Below are 25,642 nucleotides of genomic sequence, written 5' to 3'. Positions count from 1 at the left end.
TACTACTACAGCTCGTCGTACTACGTCAGGTAGTCACCAGATCAGGAAGCTCACCGGTGTGGACACCAGAACCAAGCCGGTGACCAGTACCAACCAGCAGAAGACGCGCGGCAAAGGCCGTGCGTCGCGGATCCTGTCCAGCCGGGCGGAGATCGCCGCATCGGCCACCCCCAGCGTGCCCGGCGGCGGGCTGACCGCGAGAACACTGAACCGGCGCAACGCGGTGGACAACGCTCCGGCATGCTCACCGCGGCAGGCGCCCTCATCGGCACGCATCTCCACCAACAGCCCGACCGCCGCGACGGCAAGGGCCACCAGGCGAATGCGGGGCATCAACCGGCGTAGAACAGTGAACGGCAGCAACACCAGATCATGTCGCTCGCGCAGATGCGTCCGTTCATGCGCCACCACCGCCGCGACCTGCTCGTCGGTCAGCATGTCGAGCGCGCCGGAACTGAGCACCACATTGCCCCGCAGACCGGGGACGCAGTACGCCACGGCCAGCGGATGGTCCACAACGAGCGCTTCCCGGCCGGCCGGATCTCGGCGTGCGACCAACGCCAGGACGCTCCGATGCCGGTGTCGCAGCCGGGAGACCGCGACCCATGACATCACCAACGCCACGAGCACCGCGACCAGCAACGCCAGACCCAGCGCCACAACGCTGATGTGCACCGGAGACAACCCCTCGGCAGCGGTCGTGAACAACCTGGCGCATGCGCTGGGGATGTCGGTGCCGTAAGGACTCAGTCCGATCGCGAACAGGCTGCCCACCAGGCACAACACCCACGTCAACGCCAGCAGCTGCCACAGCAGGATGCCGGTCCGCGGCGCACGCCACACCCACCGGGCCGTAGCCAGTGGACGCACAGCGAATGTGCAGATCACCAGTGTGATCAGTAAATGCAGCGCCGCACTCACTTCTTGGCCTTGCGCCGCTTGGCTTCGGACAACGCCTCGCTGAGCACCTGCGCTTCCGGGGAGCTAACCGAACGGGCGAAATGCGCCAGCGCCGCGTCCCGGTCGCCGGTCAGCGACAGCGCGTCGAGCATCAGCTGGGCGATGTAGCTCTCCCGGCTGGCCGTCGGCCGGTAGTGCCAGGCCCGGCGTTCCAACTGGCGCTGCACGAACCCCTTCTTGGCCAGCCGGTCCAGCACGGTCATCACCGTGGTGTAGGCCAGATCCCGGTCGGCCAGCGCCCGGGTCACGTCGCGGACGACCGCCGGTTCGGTCCGGTCCCACAGCACTTCCATCACGGCGCGTTCGAGGTCGCCCAGCGTGTTCATGGCCCGATCGTAGTGGGCGACCACCGGCCGATCTACTACACGTTGTAGCATGACACGCCGTAGTAGTGAGGGAGGCCGACGATTTCCACCCCACGTGCACAGGTCGCCTTATGCACCACCGTGTTCGTCGATCTGCTCGGCTTCACGCTGGTCCTGCCCGCGCTGCCGTTCACTGTCACCCAACTTGGCGGCGGCGGACTGTGGCTCGGTGTGCTGATGACCGGCTACTCGCTGGCACAGGCCATCGCCGCACCCATCCTCGGCCGTCTCGCCGACCGCCACGGCCGCCGGCAGCTGCTACTCGTCAGCCTGGCCGGATCGGCGATCTCACTGGGCGCCATGGGGCTGGCCGGCTCGCTGTGGCTGCTGCTCGCGGCCAGAGTCTTCGCCGGGGCCTGCGGTGGGAGCATCGGCGTCGCTCAGGCCTTCGCGGTGGACATCGCTTCGCCGCAACGGCGAACGAAAGCCATCGGGCTGATCGGAGCCGCGACCGGTCTCGCGTTCACCATCGGACCGGCGCTTGGCTCCCTCGCCGCACCACTGGGTTTCTCCACCACCGCCGGGATCGCTGCCGCGCTGGCCATGGCCAACCTCATCATGGCGTGGCGGACACTCCCCCGCTCAACACCCCGGCCGATCGCACCATCCGCGCCCGCCCCGCCACAGTGGCTGCTGCTCGTGGCCGGGTTCAGCAGCATGGCGGCTTTCGTTGGGATGGAGACGACCCTCGCATTCTTGGTGGCCTTCAGATTCGGTGGCGGTCCGGGAGTCGTAGGTGTGCTGCTCTGTCTGGCCGGACTCGTGATGACGCTGGTCCAGGCCACGGGCGTCGCCGCGGCGGCCCGCAGATGGGGCGATCGCGGCGTCGCGGTGACCGGCGCCCTGACCATGGCATTGGGTTTGCCCTTCCTGCCCACCGCACCCATACCGATCTTCGTCGGCGCGGTCGCACTGCTCGCCGCTGGGCAAGGCCTGGTCACAACGACCCTGGCAAGCATGCTCGCGGTCGCCGGACCGCCGGAGACGCGAGGAACCCGCATGGGTCAGGGCCAGGCCGCAGCCTCCGCTGCCCGTATGGTCGGTCCTGTCACCGCAGGCGTTCTGTTCGATGTCACCGTTTGGCTGCCCTATGCCCTGGGCACCGCATTTTCCGTTGCTACCGCGGCAGCGGTCACCCGCGCCCGTACCCCAGCCGCACGCACTTCGTGACCTGCTCGACTGGCGGCCGCGGTGATCGGTGAGTTGGTCCACGCCTATGTCGGTTCCGGTGGATCCGTTGTCCTGGTGTCCCATGATCGCGGCATCGTGCGCGAGCTTGCCGATCAGGCTCTGGTGCTGGACAAGGGACAACTCGTCGCCATTGGCGCTCCGGACGAGGTCGAGTATCTGGAGGCGCGGTGACCAACGGGGTGTCCGTGCCCAGCTGGACCGGAGATCGTGTCCGCCGCCATGGTTTCCGCGGGGGTCATCCTCGCCGGTGTCGACCCGCTGACCGCGATCCGCTACCAGATCGTCGTGATGTACATGTTGCTGGCCGCGAACGCACTCGCCGCGCTGACCACCGCGAGACTCAGCGAACGTGCCTTGTTCGACGAAGCCCACCGGCTCGTCGAGATCCCATAACCCTCCAGAAAGGACAGCCAGCGATGTTGTCTTTGGGGCGTCATCCTTTACGGTCCTGGCTGTGCTGCTGGTGCTCCTCATCGGGCGGGAGCGCCGTCCCCCGGTTCTCGCCGCGGTCGCCGTTTGAGCGATCGCCGGGCCTGTAGCGTGGAACGCGATCCTGCGAGCCGTCAGCGGCAACGAGTTCTTTGTGGACGTGCCCCTGCCGTTCTTCCCGGTGAGCTGGCAGGCGGGGGTTTCCGCCGTCGCCGCGCTGGCACTGGTCCTGGGTCCCGGCCCGTTGCGTGCGGTGCCGGGACTCACGTCGGTCTGTCGAGGGCCAGGACTGCGTCGATGAACTCCTGGGGCGGCTGGTAGTCGTGTTCGTCGATGTAGTGGATCACCAGGGTGGGGGCGGCGTAGGTGACCTGGTCGCCGGGGATGTGGAACTCGGCGTGTCCGAGCAGCAACGGCACGGGTTCGGCTGTGGTCGCCCTTCGTATGCCGCAGAAGGGGCATTTGTGGAACCCTCGGGTGGCGTGGGTTTGGTAGCCGGAAGCCGTGCGCACCAAGGCGTCCCGGAAGCCGGGGGGAACGGGCCCGCTGGGGTAGGGTGTCCCTTTCCCCAGCCAGCCCACGTTCACAATCGCGCCTTGATGGTCCACGGGTAGGTACTCGTAGGGGCTGAGATCCTCGTACACGGCCATTTCTCAGTGCTCCCGGCACGCCGCCCAGTGGCACAGGCCGAGATTCGGGCTGAGCAGCTGGGAAAGCTGTGTGTCCACGCCGACAGTATAGGAACCGGTCGCCGCGCTGATTCCCTCCGACGGGCCGAGCGTGTAGTTCTTGATTCTCGCGCCTGGACCGTATGTGTACACGTGTTTCACGTTCTGCCCGAGTTCGACCTGCAGGCCGATGCTGTCGTCGAGCAGCTCACCGTCCCGCACGTACATCCGCAGGGATGTTCCCGCGGGGATCGTCGTGTACCCGTCGGGCCGGTCCCACCAGCCGTGCCCGGAGAACACCGTCTGCCCATCCGGGCGAGCACCCTGGACGACGTAGGTGTCGAGCCACGGCCCCTTGCCGGTGACGTGTCCTGCGGAGCTGGACAGGCCGCGCGTGGGACCGCCGCCGCGGACACCGCCGCGGCCGAGCATGATGATGCCGAGCCCGACCTGGGTGATGTGGTCGGCCCAGTCCTCGGTGTTCCAGTTGGGTGGGCACTTCTGGCCGACGCCGAACAGCTGGTAGACGCCGGTGGTATTGCCGAGGCAGCCGAGGTAGAGGGAGTGTTTGAACCCTTCCCAGCAGGACTCGACGGCGGACTTGAGGGTGTCGATCGGGTGCAGGGCGGCGTTGACCGCGCCCTTGGCCGTGTTGTACACGCCCTTGCCGAAGCCGACCACGGCGTCGCGGATCTCCCGGCCCGGGCAGCCGGACCCGGACTCACTCCACGGCACCCACCAGCAGTTCCCGCTCGGGTCCACTGTGGTGGTGGGCCGGTCGTCGGTGTACAGGTACGGCGACGGGTACGGGGTGTCCCGTGCGGGGTCCACCGGGTCGACGCTGGTGAACCGCCCGACGCCGGGCGAGTACTGGCGAGCCCGCAGGTTGTAGAGCCCCGTGGTGCCGTCGGCATATTCGCCGGTGTAACGCAACGGGTTCGCCGGTGCACCCTGCACCAACGGCTGTGGGTCGGCGCCCGGTCCGGTGCCGAAGGGCTCGTAGTCGTAGGAGTACTGGGCGATCCCGGCGTCGGAGACGAGGTCGCTGGTGCCGCCGAGCGGGTCGTGGCCGTAGAAATACGACTTGCCACCGGTGGTCAGCCGCAGCGGCTGCCCGGCGTTGTAGGCGAAGGTCCGGGTCACCGTCGCGGAGGTCTCGGTGGCCAGGATCGGCAGCGAGTTGTTGATGTCCCACGTGTAGGCGGACGCGGTTCCGTCCACAGTGGAGGTGAGACGGTTGGCGTCGGTGTCGTAGGTGAGGGTGACGTTCTTGCCGCCCACCTTGGCAGTGGTCAACCGGTTGGCGAGGTCGTAGCCGAACGTGTCGGCCCCGGCCTTCGTCTGGTTGCCATCGCGGTCGTACTCGTAGGCAGTGACAGCCCCACCGGGTGCAGTGACTGATGTGAGTTGGTCGGCGTTGTCGTAGCTGTAGGTGGTGCTCGCGCCATCACGTTCGAGGGTCTTGCGGTTGCCGACCAAGTCGTAGCTGTACTTGGTGCAGCTGGTGGTTCCGGCGCAGGCACCGGTGAGGCGTTCGGCCGCGTCGTAGGTGTAGGTGTCGGTGCGGGTGGTGGGGCCGCGGATGGTGGCCACGCTGGTCGGGTTGCCGACCGGGTCCAAGGTGCGGGTGAACCGGGACAGCACCTGGCCGGCGCGGTCGTTGGACACCGACGACAACCGGCCGGCGGCGTCGTAACCGTGCGTCTCGGTCTGCCCACCGGGGTACGCGATCTGCTGGAGACGGCCCGCGGGGTCGTAGGTGAACGTGGTCGGCTGGCCCGCCTGGGTCTGCGACGCGGGCTGGCTGTCGTCGTCGAACGCGATGCCTATGGCGGTGCCGTTCGGGTACTGGCGTTGGGTGACATTGCCCGCTGGGTCGTAGGTGTACCCGAACGTGTCAGTCCCCCGCTTGACCGAGATGAGCCGCCCGGCGTCGTCGTACCCGCGACTCTGCGTCCCGGCCGGGTCGCTCGCCTCGGTGACCCGGTTGGCCGCGTCGTACCCGAACGTGTGCGTGGCACCGGCGGAACCGAGCTTGACCGTGGTCAACCGGCCGAGAGTGTCGTACTGCTGGGTGATCGTCCCGGTGGCCGGGTCGGCGGTGGTGGCACGGGCGGTGACGATCGAGGTCTGGTTGCCGTCGGCGTCATACCCGTAGCGGCGTTCCCGGCCCAGTGGGTCCACTGTGGATGACTTGCGGCCCGCAGGGTCGTAGGCGTAGGTCGTGACGTGCCCCAAGGGATCGGTGCGCGACACGAGCTGCCCCGCGTCGTCGTACGCGTACCGGGTGGCCTGGTCCACCGCGTCCGCGCCGAGGACCCGCACAAGCCGGTTCACTTCGTCATAGCCATAGCGGGTGACGTGACCGTTGGCGTTGGTGCTGCTCACGACCTGCCCGGCCAAGTCGTACTCGGTCCGCGTAACCGCACCGACCGGATCCGTGGTGGCCACGCGATGCCCGACCTGGTCGTAGTCGTACGTCGTCGTCTTACCCGCCGGGTCAACAGTGCTGGTCAGCTCACCGTCCGCGTTGTACCCGTAGGTCGTCTTGCGGCCCAGCGGCGTCGTCTGGGACGTCCGCCGGCCCAGAGCGTCCAATGTGGATACCCAGCGCTTTCCGCGGGCGTCGACGGTCGCGGTCGTGCGGTTGTTCTTGTCGTACTCCGACTTGGTCACCGCGCCGACCGGAGAGGTCACGGCGATGACGTTGCCATTGGCGTCGTAGTCGGTCTTGCTGATCTTGCCCAACGGATCGGTGACCGTGACCGGCCGGTTGAGCGCGTCATAGGTCGTGCGCGTGGTCGCCGTGCCACCACCCGGGTACGGCCTCGACTCGGCGGTCTTGTTGCCCGCCCAGTCGTACTCGAACGTGGTCGTCGTACCGCGTGGGGTGGTCTGCTTCTGCAACCTGCCCACCGCGTCGTAGGCGAAGCTGGTGCGTTCGCCGTTCGGGTTGGCCTCCGAGGCTTTCCGGCCCGCCTTGGTATACGTCGTGGCACTGACGCGGCCGAGCGGATCGGTGACGCTGGTCTGCCGGTCCATTTCGTCGTAGCCGTAGGTGGTCACCTTGCCCCGCGCGTCGGTGACCGTCCTGGTGTTGCCGACCGCGTCGTAGGTCACCGACACCGCGTGCCCCAACGGGTCGGTCGTCGCGATGAACCGGTCTTTGGCGTCGTAGACGAACGTCGTGGCCGCGTTGCGGGCGTCGGTGGTCGAGGTACGACGGCCGGAACCGTCGTAGCCATAGGTGGTCCTGGCTCCGCTTGGCGCCTTCGTCGCGGTGTTGTTGCCCGCCGCGTCGTACTCCTGGACGGTGACCTGGTTGAGCGGATCGGTGACCGAGGTCAGCAGCCCGCGGGTGTCATACCCGTACGTGGTCACCTTGCCTTCGGCGTCCGTCGCGGTGGTCTTCTCACCGAAACTGCCGTAGGTGGTGGATGTCCGGTTGCCGCGACCGTCCACATGCGACGTCTCACGGTTGCCGGAGTCATAGGTGAAGCTCTCGGTCACCCCAGTGTCGAGCGACTTGCGGGTCAGCACGTTGCCCGCGGTGTCGTAGGTCATCTCCGTCTGCCGACCGAGTGGATCGACCACCAGCACCAAGTCGAGCCGGGCGTCATACCGGAAGCTCGTGCGCGCGCCATTGCCGTCGACGAGGTACTGCGCGACGCCGTTGGTGTAGCCGTAGACGGAGACCACACCATCCGGGTCGGTGACCCTGGCCTCCTGTTTGGCCTGGTCCCACCCGTAGGTCGTGGTGCCGCCGCCCGCGTCGACCTGCTTGGTCACTCGCCCGCTGGCCGCGTCGTAGGTGTTGGTGACCTTGGCGTGGTTGTTGCCGTCGGTGACCTTGGTCAGCCGGCCTGCCGTGTCGTACTCGTACTTCGTGGTCCCGCCCGCGGTGTCCCGCGCCGAGACCAGCCGCCCGCCGGTGTAGCCGTACTCGACGTACCGCCCATCCGGCAGCGTCGCCCGGGTCAGCTTTCCGTTGCCATCGAAGGAGAACGCGACCACACGGCCCGCGGCGTCGGTCACCGACGCCAGCTTGCCGTTGGCGTTGGTGAAACGCAGCCCGTTGCCGCGTTGATCCACCTGCGAACGCAGCAACCCGTCGGTGCCGAACACCAGCGTCGTCTGCTCCGGCGTGGTGAGCCGATATTCGCCGCTGACGAGCGCGAGTACCGAGCGGGCGCCCGGCGGAGCCGCGTAAGTTCCGTCGGAGTTCTTGCGGTACAAATACTTCGATCCATCTTCGGCACGGAAGGTGACATCGCCGCTGCTCGCGACCGCCAGCCCCATGTCGTAGGACCAAGACCAGCCTTGGCTCAGCGACGACGATCCCGCTGCCACCGAGGAATACGACCTGGTCAGGCCGAATTTCACCCCGAACCCAGGCAGGGCCAGGTCGGTGTCGTTCTCCGTGTACGCGCCAGTGGCCGTGTTGACCGGGTCCCCGCCCAGTCCTTGCACCGCCGCCGTCTGACCCGCGCTGTTCGGGCAGCCACAGCCTGGCACCTGGTCCTTCGACACCCCCGGCACCGCGGGCAACGGACGCACAGTGGCCACATTGGACATCACGTCCACATACGAACCCGACCCGTACGAGGTCGACAGCCGCAGCTTGTACGAGCTGCCCGGTTTGATCGGCGCCGCCTGCCACCCCGCCCACGGCGCGGACGTCAGCACATAGCAGTACTTCGTCCGTTCCGGGCACAACAAATGGTTGTTCAGGTCCTCCGGGAAGAACGAGACGTAGTAGAAGTCCACCGGATTGCCCGCCGGGTCCAGCAGATCCATGTACAGCCGCTGGAAGTTCGGGTCCGGCATGTTGAAGTACACGACCAGCGACGCGTTGTTCTCGATGTACCCGGGCGCCAGATACACATCCGTCGTGCCCGGCCCCGCCGCCACCGCGGACCTGGCCTCCGACCTGGGTTCCCGCTCACCACCGACCCGGTTCGGCTTCGGCGTCGACAGGTCATCCGGGGCATGCACACCCGGCACCTGCCGTGGGCGGGACGTCTCCGGCGCGGGACTTTCCACCGGCCCGGCACCCGGCGGAGCGACAGCCGGCCCAGCCACCGCACGAGGCGTCGTGACCATCACCAAACCCAGCACCAACACCAGCGGAAGCAGCAACGACGAAAGCACACGCCATCTGCTTTCGGGCAGCACAAAGCGACCGTTCAGCACTGTGGGCAATCCCCCCGGATCGGGCCTCTCACGGCCAGCTGACAACGTTACCGATCCTGGAGGCGCCGACCCACGTTGTCAACCGCCGTCCAGCGGGTAGGTGCTCACATTCGAAGACAAGCAGGATCGCCGATCCCGCCGGCAGGTCTGGGTGTCGCCGCTCAACCGGCGGGTTCGCGGCCGATATGCGCACCGACCACAGTGGACGAAGCTGGCGCGTGCGACCGGGGCCGCACGCGCCAACCGGATGTTCAGTGGCCGACGACGGAGTCTGCCCACGCGATGACGGCTGCGTGGTATTTGGGGGCGTCGGGGGCGAGGTTGAGGGAGTGGCCGTAGTCGCGCAGGACGAAGGTGCGGAGGTTGGCCTGGGGGGTGTAGTAGGGGGTTTCGACGCGGCGCAGGGATTCCGCGGTGCTGCAGTCGGGGGCGGTGAGGATGCCGCAGAACGCTGGGTCGTTGCCCATCACCAGCATTGTCGGCGCGGTGATGTTGCGGGAGTACGGGAGGATCACGCCCAACAGCACGGTGTCGATGACCTCGCCCGCCGCGAAGACGTCCTTGGTGGCCTCGTCGGTGTCCGCGACCGCGGGGATGCGGATGCCGGGGACGTGGAAGTCACCGAACCTGCTGCCGGGCATGGTGGTCAGGTAGCCGGCGTCGTAGCCGCCGCTGCCGAACTTGGCGTCGAGGCTGGCGGGGATCAGCGAGGCGATGATCGGCACGGCGCCCAGTGCGTTGATGCCGTGGGTCAGTCCGGTGACCAGGACCGCGTCAACGTCGTGGTACGTGCCCGCCTCGATGATCGTGATGGCCGAGCCGACCGAGTGTCCACCTAGGACGATCTTGCGGAACTTCGGGGCGTTGCCGCCGGTCCGGAACGCCTGCACCACTTGGTGCACGACGTCGGCCTGGGTCAACGAGGTCAGCGCCAGGCTGGCGGGGCGGCTGCTGCGGCCGGTGCCGAGCCGGTCGAGGGCGAAGGTGGCGTAGCCGGCGTTGTTCATCGCGAGCCGGTAGGACCGGATCTCAGGCGACACCGGGAAATCCCAGTAGGTGTGGTTGTACGATGCGCCGGGCACGAGGACCTGGATCGTCGACGCACCCGTTGGGGTGCAAAGCTGTCCGTAGATCGACTGGGGCGCGCCGGCCAACGTCACCGGGATGGTGAGGTCGCGGCACGTGGTCACGGGCGCGGCTTGTGCAGCCGCAGGCAGACTGCCGAGGACGGCCGCGGCCACAACTGTGGCCAGCCAACGGAATCGCAGTCGCACGGGTACTACCTCCACATAGGACACAGAGTGGGTCGGGGCGGGTCACCGGACCCGCGGGGTGACGGTCATCGGGAGCCGGCTCGGGTAGGCCGCACCGGTCACCTTGATGCGAACCGTCTTGCCGGGCAACGGGATCAGGTCCCATCGCGCACCGATCGTGGCCGCGGCCAAGGTGATCTCGGTCAGCGCGAAATGGTTGCCGATGCACTTGCGGGCGCCGTCCCCGAACGGCACGTAGGCGCCGCGAGCCGGGGGTGGGCTGCCGGGAGCGAAGCGATCCGGGTCAAACCGGTCCGGATCCGGGAAATAACGGGAATCGTGGTGCAGCGCGTCCGGGCTGATGGTGACCTCGGTGCCCGGCGGCAGGGTCACGTCGTCCAGCCGGACCGAGGTGTTGGCGCGGCGCATGAGCAGCCAGATCGGGTACCGGCGCAGCACCTCACGCACAACAGCGCTGGTATAGCTCAGGTTTGGTACGTCCGAATGCGCCGGTGGACGTCCATTGAGGACAGTGTCAAGCTCAGAGTGCCAGCGCCGCCTGATGTCCGGATGACGCGCGATCTCGTGGAAGAACCAGGACAACGCCAGGGCGGCGGTCTCGATGCCGCCGGTCAGCAGCGTGACGACCTCGTCGTAGACCTGGTCGTCGGTCATCGTCGTCCCGGTGTCGGAGTCCCGCGCCGCCAGCAACATCGACAACACGTCCGGCCGGTCGGCCGGCCGGTCCCGGCCCTCGGTGATGACCGCCTGGACGACCTGCCGTAACCGCGCGATGGCCTGGTCGAACTGGCGGTTGACCGGGATGGGCAGGCGGGTCAGCGCCGCGGGCGACAACGCGCGGACCATGCCCTGTTTGATCACGAGCGGCAGCGACCGCCGCACCTCGGCCGTCACCGCGTCGCCAAGTTCGGTCGTGAACAGCGTGCCGCACACGATGTTGCCCGCGAGCTCCTGCATGGCCTGGTCGAACTCGACCACCTGCCCCGCCCGCCAAGAGTCGGCCAACTCCTGTGCGGTCCGGCACATCGTGCCCGTGTAACCGGCGATCCGGTTGACGTGGAACGCCGGTTGCACCAGGCGCCGCTGCGAGTCGTGGAACGGGCCGTTGGACATCGCGATCCCGTTGCCAAAGAACGGCCGGAACCGGTCGAACATGATGCCCTTGTCGAACGCGGCCGCCTGCGTGACCAGAACCTGGTGCACCAGGTCGGCTCTGGTCACCACATAGCTGGGCAGCGGCCCGAGCTGGATCTTGACCACGTCGCCCAGCGGGGCCAGCGAACGGGTGAACCCGAACCGTTTGCGCAGCAAGGACACTGTGTGCCCGAGCACGGGGACGCGCCCGGGTGCGACGGGAACGGCGTTCAGGCTGCCGGTGGGGTGGTCGGACATCCCGCTCCTCGCGGTCGTTACGAACCGGCCACCTAACGTAGTGGTCCGCCGCCGATTGGGGGAGTACCCGATCGGGTCATCCCGTTGCGTGCTCGGGCATCGGTAGTGTGGTGCGTTCCTTGTTGAGCGGAGGTCCTCCGGCGTGTCCTACCAGCCAGCCCACACCGACCGTCCCGACTGGGTCCCCGCGGGACTGGACACCGGGGCGCCCAGCATGGCGCGCGTCTACGACTTCCTCCTCGGCGGCGCCCACAACTTCGCGGCCGACCGCGCGGTCGCCGAGCAGACCATGAAGCTGATGCCGGGCGCCCGCAAGGTCGCGCAGATCAACCGCGCGTTCCTCGGCCGGGCCGTCCGCTGCCTGGTCGACCTTGGTGTGCGGCAGTTCCTCGACATCGGGTCCGGGATTCCCACCGTGGGCAACGTGCACGAGATCGCCCAGAGCCGGGCGCCCGAGTCGCGGGTGGTCTACGTCGACAAGGACCCGGTCGCCGTCGCGCACAGCGAGTTGATGTTGGCGCACAACGACAACGCGGCCGTGATCGCGGCGGACATGCGTGACCCGGACAGCATCCTCAACCACCACGTCACCCGTCGCCTGTTGCGCCGCGACGAACCCATCGGCCTGCTGCTGATCATGATGGTGCACTGGGTGCCGGACAGCGACGACCCGCACGGCCTGATCGCGCGCTACCGCGATGCCCTGCCCGACGGGAGCTACATCGCGTTGTCGCACGTCACGCCGGATGAGCGGCAGGACCAGATCACCGACGCGAAGGACATGATCAAGCAGTCGCGCAGCGCCGACCAGCTGACACCCCGTACCTACGACGAGGTTCTGCGGCTGTTCGACGGGTTCGAACTGCTCGAACCCGGACTCGTCGGCTGCGGCGTGTGGCGCCCCGAGCACGCGGGCGACTTCGCCGACAACCCCGAGCTCAACAGCCACGTCTACGCGGGAGTCGCCCGGAAGGCCTGATCGAACTACCCGGCGGCGGAAGGCTTGGTGGCCACGGCGATCACTGAGTCGAGTCGATCCAGATCCTGCCTGACGGTGGCGATGTCTCGCCATTGGTAGTCGACGGCGGCCAGGGCGACGGGGTCTGCGCTTTCGCGGGCGGCGGGGTCGGTGGCGATGCGGCTCCAGTAGCGGAACCAGGGTTCCCAGGTGTGGTCACGGATCGAGGTCACGGTGACGTCGGTGAAGCCCGTTTCGGCGAGCTTTGTGGCGTAGGTGGCCCGGTTGTACCAGTTCGCCTCGGGTACGGCATGCCGGTAGAGGGTGAACCGCTTGGAGCGCAACGACTTCGGCGAGGTATCGTTGTCCAGCGGGATGGTGTCCATTGTGGCCAGAACGCCGCCCGGGCGCAGAACCCGCATGGCCTCGCGGAAGAAGTCCTCGCGGGTGGTGAAGTGGAAGGCCGCGTCGAGCGAGATGACCCGGTCGAAGGCCGCGTCCGCGAACGGCAGTGCCGTGGCAGTGCCCACCTTGAACCGCAGGCGGTTGGTGACCTCCGCGGTCCTGGCTCGCTGCTTGGCCGCCTCGATCTGGGCCGTGGTCACGTCCAGCGCGTCGATCGACCGCGGCCCGAACTGCTTGAGCCACAGGAAGTCCTGGTCGCCGTAGCCGCAGCCGACGTCGAGCACGACCTGGCCGGGCCCAAGACCGGCCGCCTCGGCCAGCTTCATCGCGACCGCGCCGCTCGCCTGGTCGACGGTGATGTCGTCGGAGACCCAATAACCGATGTTGACATAGTGGGTCTCGCGGTCAGCGTAAGGATCGGAGTTGTACGGCAGCTCGTAGATGCGACGCACCCGCAGGTCCGGGTCCCGCGTCGCGAACGCGCGCACGGCACGGCCGATGTCCCTGATCTTGGTCAGCATGACCGGACCACCTCCTCTGGGCTGGCACATTCAGAGTAGGAGTGGCCGGACTCGCAGTATCCCTAGTGGATTCATCGGTACCGTCGCTGAGTCCGCGCCCCGCCGAGCGACCGTCCTGCTGTAGCCGACAGGAACCGCACAGCTTGCGGACAGGCGGGCCACAGCTTCGGGCCCGACCATGGAACCTGTGACTACTGACAGGCGGCGGTTCCTGGCGGCCGGCGGTTCGGTGGGGCTGGGCGCCCTGCTGGCTGCCTGCACGTCCTCCGAGGGTGTGGCGACGTCATCGGCCGTGGTGCCGACGACGAGTGGCAGCGTGGCGACGGTGGCGCCGCAGACGTCATCGTCCGTGGTGTTTCCCGAGGTGGACAGCTGTGTGCTGACGCCAGAGGAGACCGAGGGGCCGTACTACTTCGACGTCGACTCGATCCGCTCGGATATCCGCGAGGACCGGTCCGGAACGCCGTTGCTGCTGGCCATGCGCGTGCGGGACGCGGCGTGCAAGCCGCTGGCGAACGCGGTCGTGGACATCTGGCACTGCGACGCGACGGGCGAGTACTCGGGGTTCGAGAGCGGGACGCAGGGCGGCAAGCGGACCGACCAGAAGACGTACCTGCGGGGCGCCCAGGTGACCAATGCGGACGGTGTGGTCCAGTTCCAGACCATCTATCCGGGCTGGTACCAGGGCCGGGCCGTGCACATCCACTTCAAGGTGCACATCGACAAGGCCACGGTGCTCACCAGCCAGCTCTACTTCGACGAGAAGGTCAGCGACGCGGTCTACACCAAGCAGTCCTACGCCGCACACAATGGGCGCCGGACCGGCAACGCCCAGGACGGAATCTTCGTCCAGGGCAACGTGCTCACCCTCACCCCGCAGGGAGATGGCTACCTGGGCGTGATGACGGTTGGCGTTGAATCACAGGCATGACGTACCCCGCGGAGCTGACCGGGCGCGACCTGTTCGACGTGTGGACCACGGCCGAGCCGCCGCGCGAACGGTTCGACCCGTTCAGTTTCAGTCAGTGGCAGTTCCGCAGCGGACGGCTGGGCACGGAAACCCAGCAGACCGGACGAATCGACCCGGAGCCATCATGCGCACGCGGGAAGCCCGGGACGAGGTCGTCACCACGCTGGACGCACTGTTCAACCCCAACCCGGGCAACAAACCCGCGCGCCGCCGGATGCTCGGCTACCTGCTCAACCGGTCTCGGCCACGAGGTTGATCCCCTCGGTCCCGGTGACCACGGCGCGAACCAGGTCGCCGGGCGACGGTGCGGTGCCAGTGAACGTCACCTGACCGTCCACTTCGGCCGCTTGGTGGGCGGCCCAGCCGTGTCCCGCGTCGCCGACGAGCACCTCGATCGTGGACCCGATCCGTTCGCCGGCCCGCCGGGAACACATCTCGTGTGCCAGCAGTGACAACGTCTCCACCCGTGAGGAGATCGTCACCGAGTCGAGTTTGGACTCGAAGGTGAACGCCTCGGTGCCTTCCTCGTCGGAGTAGCCGAACACCCCGATCGCGTCCAGCCGGGCCGCCGAGACGAACTCCAGCACCTCGGCGAAGTCCTCTTCGGACTCCCCCGGGAACCCGACGATGAAGTTCGACCGCACACCAGCGGACGGCGCGATCGCCCGGATCCGGTCCAGCAGCTCCAGGAACCGCTCCCGGTCGCCGAACCGCCGCATCCGCCGCAGCACCGGCCCGCTGGCATGCTGGAATGACAGGTCGAAGTACGGCGCCACACCGGGTGTGGCCGCGATCGCCTCGATCAGCCCTGGTCGCAGCTCGGCCGGTTGCAGGTAGCTCACCCGCACCCGGTCGACGACCGCGGCCAGCCGTGGCAACAGCTTGTCCAAAGCGCTGATGTCACCGAGGTCCTTACCGTATGACGTCGAGTTCTCGCTGACCAGCAGCAGTTCCCGCACGCCTTGCCCGGCCAGCCACTCCGCCTCGGCCACGATCTCGTCCGGCTTGCGCGACACATATGCACCGCGAAAGCTCGGAATAGCGCAAAAAGTGCACCTCCGATCGCATCCGGACGCGAGTTTCACCGGTGCGATCGGGCCGCCGCCGAGCCGCTGCCGCGTCACCTGATGGCCGGGTACGTGCCCGGCCACCGCTGCGGGACGCTCCACTGGGGACAGTGGCAGCAACTTCCTGCGGTCATGAGGAGTGTGCGGAGACACCGCACGCCCCTCCACCACATCGTCGAGCCGCTCACCGATCGACGGGTAGTCGTCGAACGACAGCACGGCAGCGGCTTCCGGTAGCGCCTCGGCGAGTTCCTTGCCGTACCGCTCGGCCATGCAGCCGACCGCGACGACACGAGCCCCTGTCCCGGACGCCGCCAGCATCGCGTCGATCGAGTCCTTCTTGGCGGTCTCGATGAAACCGCAGGTGTTGACCACGACGACGTCCGCCGGAGCGCCCTCGGTGGCCAGCTTCCAGCCCGCGTCGCCGAGCCTGGCCGCGAGCTCGTCCGAGTCGACCTCGTTGCGCCCGCAGCCGAGCGTCACCAACGAGACGACACGCTCGCCGGGCATCACTCAGCGATCAGGCCGCACCCGCCGCCATTGGCGGGCTGGTCCGGGCACGGGACAGGCGCGGACACCAGCACGTTGCTGTTCACAGCGGGTTCGGGCGCGTTGACCGTCAGGTACGCGGTCACGACCAGGCCGCTGGCCAGCAGCACACGGGCCACCTTCCGGCTGCTGATCGAGTAGACCCCGAGGCACTTCCCGCGCTGTGTGCCCGCCGGTGCGGGCTCGGACTGCTTGCGGCTACGGCGTTCTTCGGCCATCTGCTTGATGTTCAAGGTAACCCCCACGGTGGTCCTGGTCCGTCACGCTGAGCATGGCAGCCGTCACTTGCAGTTTTCTTGCGATCTGGGGAAAGCGCTGGTCAGAGCCGCTGGAAGGTGCGCCGGTGCGCGGTGGGCGTGATCCCTCTGCGCAGGGCGAAATGGTGACGGAGGGTGTCCGGGCTGCCGAACCCGGCCAGCCCGGCGATCGTGTCGACCGGGAGTTCCGTGCTCTCCAGGAGTTCCTCGGCGTGCTGGAGTCTTTTGTCGAGCAGCCAGCGGTGTGGGGTGGTGCCGGTAAGGGCTTTGAAGCGACGGGCGAAGGTGCGCGGGGACATCAGGGCGCGGGCGGCGAGGTCGTCCACGGTCAACGGTTCGCTCAGGTGATCCTCGGCCCAGGCAAGGAGATCCGCGAGGTCGTAGGAGTCGGCGGGCACGGGCCGTTCGATGAACTGCGCCTGACCGCCCGGCCGGTGCGCGGCGACGACCATCCGCCGCGCGAGGGCGTTGGCAACGGCGGCACCGTGTTCTGCGCGGACGATGTGCAGGCAGGCGTCGATTCCCGCTGAGGCGCCCGCACTCGTGGTGACCGGACCGTCCACTATGTACAGGACATTCGGGTCGACCTCGACCCGCGGGTACAGGGCAGCGAGCCGGGAGGCGAACTGCCAGTGCGTGGTCACCCGGCGGCCGTCCACGATGCCCGCGGCGGCAAGGAGAAACGCTCCGGAGCAGATGGAAAGCACCTTCGCACCACGATCCACAGCGTCCCGCAACGCGTCGAGCAACGTGGGCGGCGAGGAGGAGTCCAGCGCGGGCCAGGCGGGCACCACCACGAGATCGGCCTCCGACGCGCGATCCAGGTCGGCGGTCACGTCCAGCGCGAACCCCGACGTGGTTTGGACCTTGCCCGGGGTGGGTGCGCACACGGCGAAGTCGTACACGGGCAGGCCGTCGTCCGACCGGTCCAGCCCGAACACCTGGCACACCACGCCCAGTTCGAAGGCCGCGGCCGGGGCGGCGACCAGCGCGACGACGTTCCGGATCACCCGACCAGTGTGGCAGAAAGTTCCGGAAGACTGGCATTGCTGCCACTCCTCACTGCCGCAGATACCCGCCAAGCTGCGGATATGCACGTAGCCATCCACGCCCCAGGACCCGGTCCGCAACAGTGGGCGGGCGCCCCGAGCGCCGCCGTCGACACCGCCGGGTCGATCCTGCTCGCCTACCGAGTCCGCAGCGGCAAGGACTTCAACGCCATCGCCCGCTCCCCCGACGGCGATCACTTCGAGACCATCGCCGAACTCCCGAGCACAACAACGGTCGAGCGCCCGGCGTTGGTCCAGGCCAACGATAAATGGCGGCTCTACACCAGTCACGCCACGCCGAACTCCAAGCACTGGTGGATCGGCGTCGCCGAAGCCAAGACGCCCGAAGGGCTGGCCGACGCCGAGGTACGCCCGGTGTTCGAAGGCGACGAGAACACGGCCGTCAAGGACCCGGTCATCCGGTTCGACGGAAAGCGTTGGCACGCTTGGATCTGCTGTCACCTGCTGGACATCCCGGGCGCCGAGGACCGGATGAACACCGCGTACGCCACCAGCGATGACGGTGTGCAGTGGCGATGGCACGGGACTGTCCTCACTGGACGCCCGGGTGAATGGGACGCTCGGGGCACGAGGCTGACCACGTTCCTGCCGAACGGTCTGGCCGCATACGACGGACGCGCCACGGCCGCTGAGAACTGGTTCGAGCGGACCGGTTTCGCCGCCCGGCACGACCAGGAGTGGCTGCCCACCAAAGACTCCCCGCGCGACTTCCGCTACCTGGAGGTCCTCGAACTCCCAAACGGCACACACCGCGCCTACTACGAGGCCAGGCTGCCCGACGAGAGCCACGAGCTGCGTACCGAGTTACTGAACGACCGGCTCGGACCACGCTGAGCTGATCACCTTGGCCAGCTCGTCGGCGGGCGCGTCGGGGATGCCGGTGGTCTGGGCCGTGATCGTCCAGAGGTGTTCCTGGCTGTCCGCCAGCCAGGCCTGGGCCGCATCGACGTTCTCGAAAGTCAGCCCGGCCGGGTCGGGCGAGCACTCCATCGAGGCGTTGCGCACGGTGGCAACGTAGAACTTGGCCAGCCGCACCAAAGCCTCGTGACAGCAGGCCTCACCGTCCTCGGTCAGCGCACGTCCGCGGGCGAACGCCCGGACCGGCCCGAGGAACGAGTACCGCTCGCTCGTGCCCGGCTCGAGCAAGTGCACGTCCGCCAACGAGTCCAGCAGCACCGCAGTGTCGTCAATGGACAGACCCAGCACGGCGGCCGCGGCTGGAATCGTGATGTCCGGCCCGTCGGGCACCGCCAGCAACCGGAACGCCCGAGCCTGTTCGGGAGTCAACGCCTTCATGGCGGTCTGGTAAGGACCTTCGATCACCTGCGGCTCCAACTGCCTGCGGCCCAACCGTTGCGCCGCCGTCGCGAGGCTCCAGCCCGGCCGGGACGCCAGCCGCGCCCCGATGGCGTGCAGGACCTGCGGCAGGCCAGAGGTCAGCTCGGCCAGGCGGCTGGCGTCGGCGAGCTCGGCCCGCACCCGGGCCGCACCGACCAGGGTTTCCAGCAACGCCAGCGACTCGTCCTCGGGCAGACCGTCCACTTTGAGCCATCGCACGTGCGGCAGGCCGATCCACCGCTGCCGCGAGGTGAGGATCACCACCGGGCCACCGGGTCCGGGCATCAGCAGCTTGACCCGTTCGAGGTCCTGCACGTCGTCCATGACCAGCAGGACCTTCCTGTCCGCGGTGAGCGACCGCCACAGCGCGGACCGTTCGCTCAGCGAGTCCGGCACCTCGCCGGCCGGGACGCCCATCCCGCGCAGCAGACCGGACATCGGCTTGCCCGGCCAGGCCATGTCGGCGAAGAACTGGCCGTCGGGGAACTGCGCGGCGAGCTGGTGTCCAACGTGGACGGCCAGCGCGGTCTTGCCCACGCCGGGTACGCCGGTCAGCCCGATCATCGGGACATGCGTGGCCGACGGGACGAGCGCCTTGACCATTTCCTCGGCGATGCCCGAGCGACCGGTGTACGCGGGCAGGTCGGGCGGCAGCTGCATCGGTGGTTCGACCAGTTGCGGCGCGGGCGGCTGGTGCACGGCCATCGGCCCGGCCAGCGACGGGTCCGACTTGAGGATCCGGCGCTGCATCTCCCGCAGCTCAGGACCGGGATCCAGGCCCAGCTCACCGGACAGCAGCCGCTGCGCCTCCTGGTAGACCGCGAGCGCCTCGGCCTGCCGCCCGGACCGGTAGAGCGCGAGCATCAGCAGCTCACGGGGCCGTTCCCGGAGCGGCTGCTCGATCACCAACGGCACCAGCCCGGCCTCGGCCTCGGCGTGCCGGCCCAGCTCCAGGTCCGCGGCTGCGAGGTCTTCCACCGCCGCGAGGCGCAGCTGCATCAGCCGGGCTCGTTCCTGCTCCGCGTATTCGCCGCGGACCCCGGCCAGCGGTGTGCCCTTCCACAGGGCGAGCGCGGCACGCAGCAGGTTCGCCTCGGCAGTCAGGTCACCGGTGTGCCGGGCCTCGCGGGCGGCGTTGACCAGTCGTTCGAAGTCCGTGACATCGAGGGTCCCGGGCTCGGTGGGCAGGGCGTAGCCGCCGCCGACCGACTCGATCACCGGCCCCAGCGCCCGGCGCAGGCGGGACACGTACGTGCGGACCGTGCTGCCCGCGGCCCGCGGCGCGGTCACGCCCCAGATCGCGGCCACCAGCTGCTCGGGCATGGCCACGCCGCCGTTGCGCAACAACAGGATGCCCAGGATCGCGCGCTGCTGAGGGGTGCCGAGCTCGACCTCGGCGGCACCCAGCCACGCCCGGACCGGCCCCAGCACCTCGAACCGCAGCTGTCCGCTCATTGGGTCACGGTAGCCAATCCGGCCGCTGAGTCCGTCCACAGGACGTACACAGGACGTCGATCCGGCCGTGGCATCGTCGCAGCCATGGTAGAGGTGCTGCGTTCCAACAACCCTGTGGTGATCTCGTTCGCCAGGTCGGTGCTGACCGACGCGAAGATCGACCACTCCGTCGCCGACTCCCTGATGGGCGTGATCGACGGCTCCATCAACACCGTGATCACCCGGATCATGGTCGACGAGGGTTCCTACGCCGAGGCAACGGAGTTGCTGACCGACGCCGGGGTGTCCTCGGCGGACTTCTGAGGCACGGGAGAACGGCGAGGATTCGCCGCTCCCCCGTGCGGGCGAAGGACCTTACAGCGTGGCGCGGATCCGGCGCGCGGCGGCGACGAGGTTGCGCAGGGCCGGTTCGGCCTCGGCGTAGCCACGGGTCTTCAGGCCGCAGTCCGGGTTCACCCAGACGCGTTTCGCCGGTACCGCGCGGATCGCGGCCGCCAGCAGCTGGGTCATCTCGTCCTCGCTGGGCACCCGCGGCGAGTGGATGTCATACACCCCAGGGCCGACGCCGCGGCTGTAGCCGATCGCCGCGAGGTCGTCCAGAACCTCCATTTTGGACCGTGCGGCCTCGATCGTGGTGACGTCCGCGTCCAGCCCGTCGATCGCCTCGATCACGTCACCGAACTCGGAGTAGCACAGGTGCGTGTGGATCTGGGTGGCCGCCGCGGCTCCGCCGGTGGCCAGCCGGAACGAGCCGACCGCCCAGTCCAGGTACGCCTTGCGGTCGGCCGAACGCAACGGCAGCAGCTCGCGCAGCGCGGGTTCGTCGACCTGGACGACCGCGATCCCGGCCGCCTCCAGGTCCCGGATCTCCTCGCGCAGAGCTAGCGCCACTTGGTCCGCTGTCACTGCTAGCGGCTGGTCGTCGCGTACGAACGACCACGCCAGGATCGTCACCGGCCCGGTGAGCATCCCCTTGACCGGTTTGGCGCTCCTGGACTGCGCATACCGGGCCCACTCGACGGTCATCGGCGCGGCCCGTGAGACGTCGCCGTGCAGGATCGGCGGCCGCACGCAGCGCGACCCGTACGACTGCACCCAGCCGTTCTCGGTGAACGCGAACCCGTCCAGCAGCTCGCCGAAGTACTGCACCATGTCGTTGCGCTCAGGCTCGCCGTGCACGAGGACGTCCAGGCCGATCTCCTCCTGGAGGGCGATGACCCGGTCGATCTCGGCGCGCATCCGTTCGCCGTACTGCTCCTGGGTGATGCGGCCGGCCTTGGCGTCCGCGCGGGCCTTGCGGACGTCCACGGTCTGCGGGAACGAGCCGATCGTGGTGGTCGCCAGCGGCGGCAGGCCGAGCTTCCTCGCCTGCGCCTCGGCCCGTTCGGCGTAGGGCGCGCGGCGGCGGTGTTCCGGCGTCAGAGCGTCGATCTGGGCCCGCACGCGATCGTCCCGCCGCGCGGACGCGACACCCTCGCGCACGGCCTTGCCGGTCTCCGCGAGCGCGCGGACCGTCGCCGGGTCGTCCTCCCGCAGGGCTCGGCCGAGCAGCACGACCTCGTCCACCTTCTGCCGGGCGAACGCGAGCCGCTCGGCGACGTCCAGGGAAGTCTCCGCAGCCAGGTCGTAGGGCACGTGCAGCAGCGAGCAGGACGTCGACACGGCCAGCTCGCCGACCGACCCCATCAGCCGGACGGCCTTCGACGCGGCCGCGCCCAGGTCCGTCCGCCAGATGTTGCGGCCGTCGACCACGCCCGCGACCAGGGTTTTCTGCCGCAGCCCGGCGATGGCCGGGATGGCGCCGGCCTGGTCCGGACCGGCCACCAGGTCGACCGCGATCGCCTCGATGGCCGTCTCGGCGAGAGTGGGCAGCGCCGGCCCGAAGTCGCCGAAATACCCGGCTACCAGCAGTTTCGGCCGCTGGTGGACGGCCGAGAGCCGGTCGTAGGCGCGGCGCAGGGCGGCGAGCTCGACGTCGGAGCGGTCCGCGCAGAACGCGGGCTCGTCCAGCTGCACCCATTCGGCCCCCGCGGCCGCCAGGTGGACGAGCAGCTCGATGTACTGGTCGGCCAGCTGGTCCAGCAGGTCGAGCGGATCGATGCCGTTGCCCTTGGCCAGCAGCAGGTACGTGACCGGGCCGATGAGCACCGGGCGCGTTTCCACGCCGATCGACCGGGCCTCCTGGTACTCCGCGACCGGCTTGTCCCCGGTCAGCCGGAACACCGTTTCCGGGCCCAGTTCCGGCACCAGGTAGTGGTAGTTCGTGTCGAACCACTTGGTGAGTTCCATGGCCGGCACGCGATCGTGCCCGCGGGCCATGGCGAAGTACGTGTCCAGGCCGTTGAGGCCCAGGTCACGGAACCGCTGGGGCAGGGCGTCGAACAGCATCGTGGTGTCGAGCACCTGGTCGTAGTAGGAGAAAGTGTTGCCCGGGACCGAGTCCAGGCCACTTCCGGCCAACGTCGTCCAGGTGTCGCGGCGCAGGTCACGGGCCACCGCCCGCAGGCCGCCGACCTCGAGTTTTCCCGGCCAGTACTGCTCCAGCGCCCTCTTCAGCTCCCGGCGCGGACCGATCCGCGGGTAGCCCAGCACTGTCGAACCGATCACAGCTCTCTCCTCGCGAGCTCGTTGGAGCCGCTCGGAGGACGCGCCCACAGACCGCGTGAGCCCGCCCGAGAGGCTCCGGACCGGCGCGCGCCTTGTGTTTGCGGCGCACGCACCAGTGGCAGGTATTCGGACTCGCGGGCGCCTTGCTCACGCCTACTGGCCGTCGCTTCCCAGGCTCGCGCCCAGTGCTCATGACGGCGGTCGTTCCCGCTCACCGCTGCGGGGCAGTCCCGGATTCCCACCGGGTTCCCTCTTGCCTCGCCGGTCACGCGTCGTGCGTGCCCGGCGAACCACCAGCGCTGACGAGCTTACAGATAGTTTGTGCCTGTGAAAGATGTGATGCTCGGCATCGACGTCGGAACGACCTCCGTGCGGGTCGTCGCGTTCACTGTGGACGGTCAGCTCGCTGCCACGCACGTCAAGCCGTACCCGATCAGCCGGTCGCGGCCCGGCTGGGCCGAGCAGGACCCGATGGACTGGTGGAACGGCACCCAGGAGGGCCTGCGGTCGGTGCTCGCCGGGCTCGGGCCGGCAGGCGTCCGGTCGGTGGGCATCGTGAGCCAGGTGAACACCCACGTGTTCGTCGACTCGTCGCTGGAGCCGTTGGCGCCCGCGATCATCTGGCAGGACCAGCGGTGCGCGGACATCGCCCGCGAGTTCGACGCCCGGTTCACCGCGGCCGAGAAGAAGCGCATCTGGGGCGCGCCGGTCACGCTGGACGCGTCCTTCGTGGCCGCTCGGGCGGAGTGGTTCGCGCGGGAGCATCCTTCGTTGTGGGCCAAGACGTCGTGGGTGTTGAGCCCCAAGGACTTCGTCGCGGCCATGCTGACCGGGCGGGTGGCGACCGACCCGTTGTCCGGGGTCCGGGTGGCCGGGGCGTCCGGGTACTTTCCCGAGGCCGTGGCCCTGGTCGACGGGCTTTCCTCGCGGTTGCCGGAGATCCTGCCGCCGACGGCCCAGCTCGGGCCGGTCCTCGACCTCGACGCTTCACTCGTGGTCGGCACGATGGACGCTTACGGGTCCGTGTTCGGCACGGCCACCACCACACCCGGGCGTGGAATGGTGTTGTGCGGGACTTCTCTCGTTGTCGCCGGGGCTTCGCGGCAGTCGCTGCCCGCCTCGGGGGTGGTCGCTTTCCCGCCGCGGGACGGGCTATACGTGCACGCCGGGCCGACTCAGGCCGCCGGGGACGCTTTGCGGTGGTGGAGCGGGGTTTGCGGGTTGACCATCGCCGAGGTGCTCGACCTGGCGGCCGCCGGGTCCGATGGGGTGGTGTTCACGCCGCATCTTCTGGGGGAACGGGCGCCGTTGTGGGATCCCGATGTGCGCGGGAGCTTCTTGGGGTTGAGTTCTTCGACTACCCAGGCGGACATGTCTCGGGCGGTGCTCACCGGAGTGGCGATGTCGGGGCGGCACGTGCTGGAGTACGTGACCGCGGCTTGCGGGCGGCCGTTGACGTCGTTGAGTTTCTCCGGTGGCGGGTCGCGGAGTGACGTGTGGGCGCAGATCCACGCGGATGTGTTGGGGCGTCCGGTGGAACGGCTCAAGGTGCACGACAGCGCCGCTCTGGGCGCGGCCCTGCTGGGCGCGGTGGGGGCGGAGATCTATCCGGACATCGACACCGCCGCCGCGGAAACCGTTGCGCGGGAACGGGTTTTCACCCCATCGGCGGATTCTTCGCGGATGGCGGCGTTGTATTCGGTGTATCGGTCTTCTTACTCGGCGCTGCAGGACATTCACGCCACCATGGCGCGTTGGCGGTAGGTGAGCGCCGCCAGGAGCACTGCGGCTGCCGCGAGCATGATGCCGTACTGGGTTTCCCACCCACTCCTCGGGAAGCCGCCGGACCGGGTTGCCCAGGCGGCGGCGTTGACCGCGGGCGCCAGCAGTCCTATGTAGACAGACGCGTTGGTCTTCATCAGGTCGGCTACGGCGCCGGTTTTGGCGACGATCGCCATCAGGGCGACGAACACCAGTGGCAGGGTTGGGTTCTGGATCAGGACGGCCGTGACGATCAGGGCGCCTGCGGCTATCCAGACGCGGTACCTCGTCACCGTGGCCGCCAGTCCGGCCGCGACTCCGGCGAAGGCCAGGAACAGGGCCGTGGTGTCGTTGAGGCGGGCGGAGTAGACGGTCATCGAGATCGCCTCGACCGTGGCGATGCCCACGAGCACGATGACCACGGCGCCCAGAGCTGGGCGGATTCCGCCGGCGAGGGCCGCCACCAGGAGGATCGCGAGGATGATCCAGGGGTTGATTTCCGTTATGGCCAGGGGCGTCAGGGCCGCGAGGGCGCCTATTCCGGTAGTTGTCCAGGTCAGGCGTTCTTCGTGGACCGCGAAGCGCACCATCGACACCGCGCCTATCGCTCCGCAGAGGGAGATGGCCGCGAGGACGCTCACGGGTGGGTTGAGGACGAGGAGGCCCAGGGTCGGCATCGCGACCGTTGTGGCCGCAAGGGCGGCTCCCAGGCCCCGGTGGCCAGCTTGTCCGATCCAGGCTGCGGTTGCGAGGGTGCCCAGGATGAGGAGGGTGGGTGAGACGAGGGCGGCGAGGGCGACGAGTTCGCTGGTCGAGGCCGGGGCGAGGACGACCGGCAGGCCCAAGGCCGCACCGGCGAGAACCAGCCAGGCCCACGCGGTCCGCCACCACACGCGGAGGGCCAGGACGGCGAGGATCGTGATGGCGGCGACGATCGCGGTCCAGTGCCAGGCGTCGCGCAGCGTGCTCGTGCCGAGGGCGCGGGCGGTGTAGTTGTTGACCAGGCCCAGTCCGGCGACCGCCACGAACCCCGCCGTGCCCGCTACGACCCGCTCGTTCATGCGCGCAGACTAGCGGTTGTCTTGTTCAGGGGTTGTTTTTGCGGGAGCCCGGCGCCCGTCATACCACCGCTTTCCGCGGATTCGCACTCCTCCGTGCCACCCTATTTCGCCGCCTTGGAACGGGCGAGGCCGAATCAGCCGCCGTCACCGA

The 25,642-nt window shown here is 68.7% G+C and carries 22 protein-coding genes and 1 riboswitch; of the genes, 9 read left to right on the top strand and 13 right to left on the bottom strand.

Annotated features, from left to right (window positions below; all coding sequences use genetic code 11):
• Positions 1 to 33 precede the first annotated feature (33 nt).
• The gene (locus AB0J95_RS41960; RefSeq protein WP_364770871.1) at positions 34 to 843 is read right to left on the bottom strand and encodes a M56 family metallopeptidase; all 810 of its coding nucleotides are present in this window, start codon (positions 841 to 843) and stop codon (positions 34 to 36) included.
• A gap of 74 nt (positions 844 to 917) precedes the next feature.
• Complete coding sequence (locus AB0J95_RS41955; protein WP_364770869.1) at positions 918 to 1,286, bottom strand: BlaI/MecI/CopY family transcriptional regulator; 369 nt, start codon at positions 1,284 to 1,286, stop codon at positions 918 to 920.
• A 120-nt stretch (positions 1,287 to 1,406) separates the two neighbouring features.
• Between AB0J95_RS41955 and AB0J95_RS41950 the strand changes: the two genes are divergently transcribed.
• From AB0J95_RS41950 to AB0J95_RS41940, 3 genes are read left to right on the top strand one after another with little or no spacing between them, the layout of a single operon-like run.
• Entirely contained in the window at positions 1,407 to 2,495 is a 1,089-nt protein-coding gene (locus AB0J95_RS41950) for an MFS transporter (protein ID WP_364770867.1), read from the top strand.
• 21 nt (positions 2,496 to 2,516) lie between these two features.
• Positions 2,517 to 2,687, top strand: a complete 171-nt coding sequence (locus AB0J95_RS41945; protein WP_364770865.1) for a hypothetical protein — start codon at positions 2,517 to 2,519, stop codon at positions 2,685 to 2,687.
• Between the two features lie 36 nt (positions 2,688 to 2,723).
• Entirely contained in the window at positions 2,724 to 2,909 is a 186-nt protein-coding gene (locus AB0J95_RS41940; protein WP_364770864.1) for an ABC transporter permease, read from the top strand.
• A gap of 299 nt (positions 2,910 to 3,208) precedes the next feature.
• Here AB0J95_RS41940 and AB0J95_RS41935 read toward each other — a convergent pair whose 3' ends face one another.
• The 4 genes from AB0J95_RS41935 to AB0J95_RS41920 form a co-directional block, all read right to left on the bottom strand.
• On the bottom strand, positions 3,209 to 3,595 hold the full coding sequence (locus AB0J95_RS41935; RefSeq protein ID WP_364770862.1) for a hypothetical protein: 387 nt from the start codon (positions 3,593 to 3,595) through the stop codon (positions 3,209 to 3,211).
• 3 nt (positions 3,596 to 3,598) lie between these two features.
• A complete protein-coding gene (locus AB0J95_RS41930) occupies positions 3,599 to 8,764 on the bottom strand; it encodes a putative adhesin (protein WP_364770860.1) in 5,166 nt (1,721 codons plus the stop codon).
• A 293-nt stretch (positions 8,765 to 9,057) separates the two neighbouring features.
• Positions 9,058 to 10,080 carry an alpha/beta fold hydrolase gene (locus tag AB0J95_RS41925; RefSeq protein ID WP_364770858.1) on the bottom strand — a complete coding sequence of 341 codons (1,023 nt, stop codon included), beginning with the start codon at positions 10,078 to 10,080 and terminating at the stop codon, positions 9,058 to 9,060.
• Positions 10,081 to 10,122: 42 nt separating this feature from the next.
• Positions 10,123 to 11,472: a cytochrome P450 gene (locus tag AB0J95_RS41920; RefSeq protein WP_364770856.1), complete on the bottom strand. Its 1,350-nt coding sequence runs from the start codon at positions 11,470 to 11,472 to the stop codon at positions 10,123 to 10,125.
• A 142-nt stretch (positions 11,473 to 11,614) separates the two neighbouring features.
• On the opposite strand from AB0J95_RS41920, the gene AB0J95_RS41915 reads away from it, so the two are divergent.
• Entirely contained in the window at positions 11,615 to 12,451 is an 837-nt protein-coding gene (locus AB0J95_RS41915) for an SAM-dependent methyltransferase (RefSeq protein WP_364770854.1), read from the top strand.
• A 5-nt stretch (positions 12,452 to 12,456) separates the two neighbouring features.
• On the opposite strand, the gene AB0J95_RS41910 is transcribed toward AB0J95_RS41915, so the two are convergent.
• Positions 12,457 to 13,356 (bottom strand): methyltransferase domain-containing protein, encoded by a 900-nt coding sequence (locus AB0J95_RS41910; protein WP_364770852.1) that lies wholly within the window; start codon positions 13,354 to 13,356, stop codon positions 12,457 to 12,459.
• A gap of 187 nt (positions 13,357 to 13,543) precedes the next feature.
• On the opposite strand from AB0J95_RS41910, the gene AB0J95_RS41905 reads away from it, so the two are divergent.
• Positions 13,544 to 14,287 carry an intradiol ring-cleavage dioxygenase gene (locus AB0J95_RS41905; RefSeq protein WP_364770850.1) on the top strand — a complete coding sequence of 248 codons (744 nt, stop codon included), beginning with the start codon at positions 13,544 to 13,546 and terminating at the stop codon, positions 14,285 to 14,287.
• Between the two features lie 163 nt (positions 14,288 to 14,450).
• Entirely contained in the window at positions 14,451 to 14,582 is a 132-nt protein-coding gene (locus tag AB0J95_RS41900; RefSeq protein WP_364770848.1) for a hypothetical protein, read from the top strand.
• Here AB0J95_RS41900 and rimO read toward each other — a convergent pair.
• The 3 genes from rimO to AB0J95_RS41885 form a co-directional block, all read right to left on the bottom strand.
• A complete protein-coding gene (gene rimO, locus AB0J95_RS41895; protein ID WP_364770846.1) occupies positions 14,557 to 15,903 on the bottom strand; it encodes a 30S ribosomal protein S12 methylthiotransferase RimO in 1,347 nt (448 codons plus the stop codon). The two genes, AB0J95_RS41900 and rimO, sit on opposite strands and share 26 nt — an antisense overlap.
• Positions 15,903 to 16,175, bottom strand: coding sequence for a hypothetical protein (locus AB0J95_RS41890; RefSeq protein ID WP_364770844.1), 273 nt, complete (start codon positions 16,173 to 16,175; stop codon positions 15,903 to 15,905). Before AB0J95_RS41890 ends, rimO begins: the two co-directional genes overlap by 1 nt.
• An 86-nt stretch (positions 16,176 to 16,261) precedes the next feature.
• Positions 16,262 to 17,209 carry a helix-turn-helix domain-containing protein gene (locus tag AB0J95_RS41885; RefSeq protein ID WP_364770842.1) on the bottom strand — a complete coding sequence of 316 codons (948 nt, stop codon included), beginning with the start codon at positions 17,207 to 17,209 and terminating at the stop codon, positions 16,262 to 16,264.
• Positions 17,210 to 17,290: 81 nt separating this feature from the next.
• Between AB0J95_RS41885 and AB0J95_RS41880 the strand changes: the two genes are divergently transcribed.
• Entirely contained in the window at positions 17,291 to 18,103 is an 813-nt protein-coding gene (locus AB0J95_RS41880; protein ID WP_364770840.1) for a hypothetical protein, read from the top strand.
• On the opposite strand, the gene AB0J95_RS41875 is transcribed toward AB0J95_RS41880, so the two are convergent.
• Positions 18,074 to 20,062, bottom strand: a complete 1,989-nt coding sequence (locus AB0J95_RS41875) for a BTAD domain-containing putative transcriptional regulator (RefSeq protein ID WP_364770838.1) — start codon at positions 20,060 to 20,062, stop codon at positions 18,074 to 18,076. The two genes, AB0J95_RS41880 and AB0J95_RS41875, sit on opposite strands and share 30 nt — an antisense overlap.
• An 84-nt stretch (positions 20,063 to 20,146) precedes the next feature.
• Here AB0J95_RS41875 and AB0J95_RS41870 point away from each other — a divergent pair, with 84 nt between their 5' ends.
• Positions 20,147 to 20,365, top strand: a complete 219-nt coding sequence (locus tag AB0J95_RS41870; protein ID WP_364770836.1) for a DUF2007 domain-containing protein — start codon at positions 20,147 to 20,149, stop codon at positions 20,363 to 20,365.
• Between the two features lie 51 nt (positions 20,366 to 20,416).
• Here AB0J95_RS41870 and metE read toward each other — a convergent pair whose 3' ends face one another.
• A complete protein-coding gene (metE, locus tag AB0J95_RS41865) occupies positions 20,417 to 22,669 on the bottom strand; it encodes a 5-methyltetrahydropteroyltriglutamate--homocysteine S-methyltransferase (RefSeq protein ID WP_364770834.1) in 2,253 nt (750 codons plus the stop codon).
• A 99-nt stretch (positions 22,670 to 22,768) separates the two neighbouring features.
• A riboswitch (cobalamin riboswitch) is annotated at positions 22,769 to 22,979 on the bottom strand.
• A gap of 17 nt (positions 22,980 to 22,996) precedes the next feature.
• Between metE and AB0J95_RS41860 the strand changes: the two genes are divergently transcribed.
• Positions 22,997 to 24,433, top strand: a complete 1,437-nt coding sequence (locus AB0J95_RS41860) for an FGGY-family carbohydrate kinase (protein ID WP_364770832.1) — start codon at positions 22,997 to 22,999, stop codon at positions 24,431 to 24,433.
• Here the strand turns inward: AB0J95_RS41860 and AB0J95_RS41855 are convergent.
• Complete coding sequence (locus tag AB0J95_RS41855) at positions 24,406 to 25,491, bottom strand: hypothetical protein (protein WP_364770830.1); 1,086 nt, start codon at positions 25,489 to 25,491, stop codon at positions 24,406 to 24,408. The genes AB0J95_RS41860 and AB0J95_RS41855 overlap by 28 nt on opposite strands.
• Between the last annotated feature and the right edge of the window lie 151 nt (positions 25,492 to 25,642).

It is taken from the genome of Actinocrispum sp. NPDC049592 (assembly GCF_040675465.1).
In the GTDB taxonomy this organism is placed as follows: Bacteria; Actinomycetota; Actinomycetes; order Mycobacteriales; family Pseudonocardiaceae; genus Kibdelosporangium.
Note: the sequence above shows the minus strand (reverse complement) of the source record. Positions and strands in the feature narration are given on the sequence as shown.